This window comes from Sedimentitalea sediminis (assembly GCF_042687825.1).
Classification (GTDB): Bacteria; Pseudomonadota; Alphaproteobacteria; order Rhodobacterales; family Rhodobacteraceae; genus Sedimentitalea.
On sequence record NZ_JBHUQE010000043.1, the window covers coordinates 1 to 6425 of the forward strand.

Sequence of the window (6425 nt, forward strand, 5' to 3'; positions counted from 1 at the left end):
GGACCAAACTATCCGAATATGTAGGACCGGATGTCCGGTGCCGGGCCCGTGGCCCGGCGTCCGGGGCGGGCCTCAGACCAGCCCGGCGCCCGTGGTAAAGAACAGCAGGGCATCGACGATCATCGCCAGTCCCAGCAGCCCGATGATCGCGGGCAGGATATAGGCAGAAGCGGACTCGACCCAGCGGTTGATCCGCTGCAGCGCCGGCAGGATCGATGCGCCGCATAGGGCCTTCGCCATCGGCAACAGCAGAAACGGCAGCGCATAGAGCAGGTTGTAGATGATCAGCGGTATGATTTTCTGATCGGAATCCAGTTTGTAGAGTTCGTTGATAAAGGCGAAATACGGCAGCGCAAACGGAATGCCCGCAAAGTTGATGACCGCGCCAAAAGCCAGGGCCGCCCCGATGCTTTCCCTGGGTTGATCTTGCAGTTTCTCGGACGGCCCGGGTGGCGAAACCTTCCAGCGCCAGGCAACCGCGACCAGCAGCAGCCCGAGCACGAGGCCTAGCAGGTAATCGGCCGGTACCGGGTTGAGGAACCAGTCGATCAGCGGTGCAAACAGCGGGGCCAGCAACTCGGTCAGTCCAAAGACGATGAGCAGGCCGGCCAGAAGATAGCTGTTGGTGTGGCCGACCAGGACGGCGATGCTCATGCCGAAGGGCCGCGCGGTGGTCAGGCCCAGAATGACCGCCGCCAGCAGAACCGGGTTGGCGACATCGACGATCAGAATGGGCAGGGCGATGGCCCAGAGGTCGCTCCTGTGGGAACCCCGTGGCTGCTGGATGCGATTCCAAAATTGGCGCAAACAGCCGGCGCTGCAAGGCCGACCCCGGCCGGCACGGTCAGAACCGCGCCACAGGCCGCGGATTCCTGCAAAGGACGGGTATTTCGCGGATTTTCGGGTTTGCGGACCGGGAACCTGCGGAAAAAGCCGGACACCGGCGACGCTTTGCCGGCTGTGCCATTGCCTCGCCCCCCGCAAGGGCCTAGTTTGACGTCCAAAGATCATGACGAGGCGGGTCACTTGAACGGTTCATTCCTTCGCAATGCGGCAGTTGCGGCTGTCGCGCTTGCATTGTCCGGCCCCGTGCCGGTTCAGGCAGAGACCTCGGCCGGATCCTATCTGGCCGGGCGCCAGGCGCTGATCGACAGCGATTTCGACGTTGCCGCCGAGTATTACTCTCGCGCTCTGGGGCGGGACCGGAACAACCCGAAGCTGATGGAGAGCCTGGTCCTGTCGCAACTGGCCCTTGGCCGGATCGACCGCGCCCTGCCGGTTGCAGAATACATGGAAGGTCTGGGTCTGCGCAGTCAGGTCGCGCATATGGTCGTGGTCGCGGATCTGATCGCGAATGGCCGGTTCAAGGAGTTGCTGGCCCGCGATGTCGAAACGCTGGGGGTCGGTCCTCTGGTCGATGGGCTGGTCACCGGTTGGGCGCATATGGGGGCCGGGTCGGTCGCCCAGGCACTGGACCAGTTCGATACAGTCGCGCAGCAAGAGGGGCTGCGCAGTTTTGCGCTGTATCACAAGGCGCTGGCCTTGGCATCGGTGGGCGATTTCGAGGGCGCCGAGGCGATTTTCGCGGATGAGACCAGTGGCCTGTCGGTGATGTCGCGGGGCGCCGCCATTGCGCGCGCGCAAATCCTGTCACAGCTCGAACGCAACGCCGACGCCCAGAAAATGCTGACCGATACTTTCGGCTCGCGGTTCGACCCCGGTGTACAGGCCGTTGCGGATCGTCTGGCCACCGGTGAGCAGTTGCCGTTCGACCATGTCACGTCGGTCCGCGATGGCATGGCCGAGGTGTTCTATTCCATCGGTCAGGCGCTGAACGGCGAGGCGGCGGATGATTACGCGCTGATCTATGCGCGTACGGCCACCCATCTGCGTCCGGGCCACATCGACTCGTTGTTGCTGTGTGCCCAGTTGCTGGACGCGTTGGGCCAGTACGATCTGGCGGTTGCGACCTACAAGCAGATCCCGCAGACCAGCCCGGATCATCACGCCGCGGAAATGGGGCGCGCCGAGGCACTGCGCCGGGCGGCGAAACCGGACGCCGCCATCGAGGTGCTGGAACAGCTGGCCAAGGATCAGCCGACCCTGGCACCGGTGCATTCCGCTCTGGGCGATCTGCTGCGGCAGCAGGAGCACTACGCCGCTGCGGTCCGGGCCTATGACAAGGCGCTGGAATATTCCGACCAAGACGCGCCGGCGCGCTGGTTTCTGCTGTATGCGCGCGGCATCAGCCACGAGCGGCTCAAGCAATGGGAAAAGGCCGAGGCCGATTTTCGCAGCGCGCTCAAGATCAACCCGGACCAGCCGCAGGTGCTGAACTATCTGGGTTATTCTCTGGTCGAGCGCCAGACCAACCTGGACGAGGCGCTGGGCATGATCGAACGCGCCGTCGCGGCGCGGCCCGACAGCGGTTACATCGTCGACAGCCTGGGCTGGGTCCTGTACCGGCTGGGCCGGTATGACGAGGCCGTCGCACATATGGAAACCGCCGTCGAGCTGATGCCGGTGGACCCTGTCGTCAACGACCATCTGGGCGATGTCTATTGGGCGGTGGGGCGCAATCGCGAGGCCGAGTTCCAGTGGAAGCGGGCGTTGTCCTTCATCGACCCCGAGGACAGCGACAGCGAGGCCGATCCGGACCGGATTCGCCGCAAGCTGGCGGTTGGCCTGGACAAGGTGCTGGCCGAAGAGGGGGCGTCGCCGCTGAAGGTGGTCAATGACGACGGCTGAGGCCCGCCAAGGACCAGACGTTCACCGGACAGCCCGCGCCAAGATCAACCTGACCCTGCATGNCGGTTGGCCTGGACAAGGTGCTGGCCGAAGAGGGGGCGTCGCCGCTGAAGGTGGTCAATGACGACGGCTGAGGCCCGCCAAGGACCAGACGTTCACCGGACAGCCCGCGCCAAGATCAACCTGACCCTGCATGTCACCGGCCAGCGCGCGGACGGTTTCCATCTGTTGGATTCACTGGTTGTCTTCGCCGATCTGGGCGACCGGATCACGGTCCGTCCCGCAGCGGACCTGCGGTTCCGGGTGACGGGTCCGATGGCCGCCGGCGTGCCGGCGGATGCCAGCAATCTGGTTCTGCGCGCGGCGAGGGCGGCAGGTGTGGAAACGGCCGAGATCGTTCTGGAAAAAAATCTGCCCGCAGCCTCGGGCATCGGCGGCGGCTCGGCGGATGCGGCGGCGCTGTTGCGGGCTTTGCAGGAAAGCCACGGCATAGCACCGCTTGAAACCGCGCAGGTCCTGGCATTGGGCGCTGACGTGCCCGTCTGTCTGGCGTCGCGCTCTGTGCGCATGTCCGGGATCGGCGAAACCATTCTGCCCCTGGGGGGCATTCCACCGCTGCCGTCGGTTCTGATAAACCCGGGAATGCCGGTGCACACGCCCGATGCCTTTCGCGCCCTATCTGACAAGAACGGCACCGCCATGCCCGAGGTGCCGAAATTCAGCGGCGCGGCGGCGTTTTGCGACTGGCTGGCCGATCGGCGCAACGACCTGCAGGCCCCCGTCATCGCGATGCGCCCGGTGGTCGGGCAGGTTTTGCAGGCGTTGCGCCGGCACGGGGCGCGGTTGGCGCGGATGAGCGGCTCGGGCGCGACCTGTTTCGGGGTGTTCAAGGATGCGCAAGCGGCGCGGCAGGCCGCCGGGACGCTGGCCAAACAGCACCCGGGCTGGTGGGTCAAGGCGACGATACTGGCGCCGGCATCGGAGCCCGGTTGACCGGGGCCGCGACGGGTGGCCGTCAGGTCAGTCGCGCGACGACATAATCGGCCAGATCGCTCAGCATGTCGCGGATCGGATCATCCGGCAAAGCCTGCAATGCCCTCCGCGCCTTGTCGGCCCAGGCCCTGGCGTCGGCGCGGGTGGCTTCGAGCGTGCCGTATTTCCGCATCAGCCCCATCGCCGTTTCAAGATCGCCGTCCCGCTGCTGTCCCAGTTCGATGGTGCGACGCCAGAATGCCCGCTCTTCGGGCGTGGCGCGGGCGACGGCCTTGATCACCGGCAGGGTCAGTTTGCGCTCGCGGAAATCGTCGCCGACATTCTTGCCGGTGGCACTGCTGTCGCCCTGATAATCCAGAAGGTCGTCGGCAATCTGAAACGCGATTCCCAGGGCATCGCCATATTGATGCAGCGCCTCGATCTGCGATGCTGGTGCGTTCGAGATCACGCCGCCCACCTCGGTGGCGGCGGAAAACAGCGCCGCTGTCTTGCCGCGCACGACCTGCAGATAGATCGCCTCGTCCGTTGCCAGATTCTGCGCCGCGGTCAGTTGCAGTACTTCGCCCTCGGCGATGGTGGCCGCGGCGTTGGACAGGATATCCAGCACCCGCAGCGATCCGGTTTCGACCATCAGTTGGAAACTGCGGGCGAACAGATAGTCGCCGACCAGAACGCTGGACTTGTTGTCCCACAGCAGGTTGGCGGTGGGGCGGCCGCGGCGCTGGCCGCTTTCGTCGACCACGTCGTCATGCAACAGCGTGGCGGTGTGGATGAATTCGACCGTTGCGGCAAGGTGAATGTGATAGGAGCCGGCATAGCCGCACAGTCGCGCCGCCGCCAGGGTCAGCATGGGGCGCAGGCGCTTGCCGCCGGCCTCGACCAGATGCGCCGTGACCTCGGGGATGCGCGGCGCGTGCTCCGAGGCCATGCGCTGACGGATCAACCCGTTCACGGCGGACATTTCCTGGGCCAGCGTTTCCGCCAGCTGATCATGTGGTTTGGTGGCCGCGCTGATGGTCATCATTCTCCCGCTACAAGGCTCGACATTGGCCGCGCCCTGCCCTTACATCCCGTACCATGAAGGAACTCTTTCGCAGCACCGACCCGACCGTTCTGGCATTTGCGACCGCCCTTCTTCAGGGCGAGGATATAGACTGCTTTCAGATGGACGTAAACATGAGCATTCTCGAAGGCGGCATCGGAATTTTCCCGCGCCGGATGATGGTGCGCAGCGCCGATTACGAGCGCGCTGCACGGGTGATGCGCGACAATGATATCCCGCTGCTGCAGTGAGCGGGTTTTGCGACGATGACCTGACTCGTGACGGGTTCCTGGACGGACGCCTGCAGCTGTGGCAGCCGCGCAAGGGCTATCGTGCCGGCATCGATCCGGTGCTGCTGGCGGCCAGTGTGCCTGCCCTCCCGGGACAATCGGTTCTGGAACTGGGATGCGGTGCCGGGGCCGCACTGATGTGCCTGGCAACACGGGTGGCGGACCTGACCCTGTGCGGCGTGGAATTGCAGCCCGGCTATGCGGCGCTGGCCGAACGGAATGCCCGTGACAACGCGGTGGAGCTGACGGTCTATGCCTCCGATCTCGGCGATTTGCCGCCGCCGCTGCGTCAGCGCCACTTTGATCATGTCATTGCCAACCCGCCCTATTTCCGTCCCGGCGCGCACAGCCCGGCGCGGGATTCCGGTCGTGGCATCGCGCTGGGCGAAAACCGGACCCCGCTGGCGGACTGGTTCGAGGTGGCGGCACGCCGTCTGGCCCCCAGGGGGTATCTGCACGTGATCCAGCGCACGGACCGGTTGCCCGATATGCTGTCCGGCTGCGCAGGTCGACTGGGGTCCGTCGAAGTGCTGCCGCTGGCGGCTCGGACCGAACGCGCGCCCGATCTGGTGATTCTGCGGGCCCGCAAGGGCGGACGCGCCGCGTTTCGCCTGCTGGCGCCGTGCGTTCTGCATGAGGGCCCCAGACATCAGCGCGACGGGGAAAGCTACTCGGCTCAAATCCGCCGTATTCTCCGCGACGGGCAGGCTCTGGAATGGCCGGCGCACTGACCTAAGGTTGAATGTGGCCACTAGTGCTCACGCAAGTGTTGAAGATTGTCGTGCAAGCAGACGTGACAGAAGGCGCAGAATATGCTCAACTCGCTGAGCAACTTATTCAGAGGAGGATTGCCATGAGCTTGAGCTCGCACCTGACGGAACTGAAAAAGAAGCACCAGCACCTGAGTTCAGAAGTCGAAGAAGCGCAGCGTGCACCGGGTGTTGACGGGCTGCGTGTGGCGGAACTCAAAAAACAAAAGCTGAAACTCAAGGAAGAGATCGAGCGGCTGACCGCCTAGATCGGCCTTGATCGGCACATAAGGTCCGCTGCGGACCGCAACAACATCGCTATGGCACTCGGCTCCTGGTCGGGTGCTTTTTTCGTGTCGGCCTGCTTGGATTTCTGGTCTGTTGCCAGCGCCTGGCGGTGGCGCAGCGGGGCAACGCGCGATCGTTCTGGCCGTCATGATTGGCGGATCAAGCTGCCGGATGGCGCGGCGCCTGTCAGGCGGCGCGGGATACGGGGCGCAGACGACCTCATGCAGGAAAAAGGGCCGGTCGCGTGCGACCGGCCCAGCATGTGATGGCGGTGACCCGCCACACTTATCTGTCAGCCAAAGAACTGCGCGCCGT

7 protein-coding genes are annotated in these 6425 nt (G+C 64.8%); 5 read left to right on the plus strand and 2 right to left on the minus strand.

Annotated elements, in window-relative coordinates; translation table 11 throughout:
* Nucleotides 1-72: 72 nt before the first annotated feature.
* Nucleotides 73-807 (minus strand): GAP family protein, encoded by a 735-nt coding sequence (locus tag ACFMPD_RS17155; RefSeq protein WP_380997144.1) that lies wholly within the window; start codon nt 805-807, stop codon nt 73-75.
* 219 nt (nt 808-1026) lie between these two features.
* Here ACFMPD_RS17155 and ACFMPD_RS17160 point away from each other — a divergent pair, with 219 nt between their 5' ends.
* Nucleotides 1027-2748: a tetratricopeptide repeat protein gene (locus ACFMPD_RS17160; RefSeq protein ID WP_380997147.1), complete on the plus strand. Its 1722-nt coding sequence runs from the start codon at nt 1027-1029 to the stop codon at nt 2746-2748.
* Nucleotides 2749-2868: 120 nt separating this feature from the next.
* Nucleotides 2869-3741: a 4-(cytidine 5'-diphospho)-2-C-methyl-D-erythritol kinase gene (locus tag ACFMPD_RS17165; protein WP_380997149.1), complete on the plus strand. Its 873-nt coding sequence runs from the start codon at nt 2869-2871 to the stop codon at nt 3739-3741.
* Nucleotides 3742-3763: 22 nt separating this feature from the next.
* Here ACFMPD_RS17165 and ACFMPD_RS17170 read toward each other — a convergent pair whose 3' ends face one another.
* Nucleotides 3764-4762, minus strand: coding sequence for a polyprenyl synthetase family protein (locus tag ACFMPD_RS17170; RefSeq protein ID WP_380997161.1), 999 nt, complete (start codon nt 4760-4762; stop codon nt 3764-3766).
* A 56-nt stretch (nt 4763-4818) separates the two neighbouring features.
* Between ACFMPD_RS17170 and ACFMPD_RS17175 the strand changes: the two genes are divergently transcribed.
* The 3 genes from ACFMPD_RS17175 (at nt 4819) to ACFMPD_RS17185 (ending at nt 6091) form a co-directional block, all read left to right on the plus strand.
* The gene (locus ACFMPD_RS17175; RefSeq protein ID WP_380997152.1) at nt 4819-5034 is read left to right on the plus strand and encodes a putative signal transducing protein; all 216 of its coding nucleotides are present in this window, start codon (nt 4819-4821) and stop codon (nt 5032-5034) included.
* Nucleotides 5031-5804, plus strand: coding sequence for a tRNA1(Val) (adenine(37)-N6)-methyltransferase (locus ACFMPD_RS17180; protein WP_380997155.1), 774 nt, complete (start codon nt 5031-5033; stop codon nt 5802-5804). The genes ACFMPD_RS17175 and ACFMPD_RS17180 overlap by 4 nt, the downstream gene beginning before the upstream one ends.
* Nucleotides 5805-5926: 122 nt before the next feature.
* Nucleotides 5927-6091, plus strand: coding sequence for a YdcH family protein (locus tag ACFMPD_RS17185; protein WP_380997158.1), 165 nt, complete (start codon nt 5927-5929; stop codon nt 6089-6091).
* Nucleotides 6092-6425 lie beyond the last annotated feature (334 nt).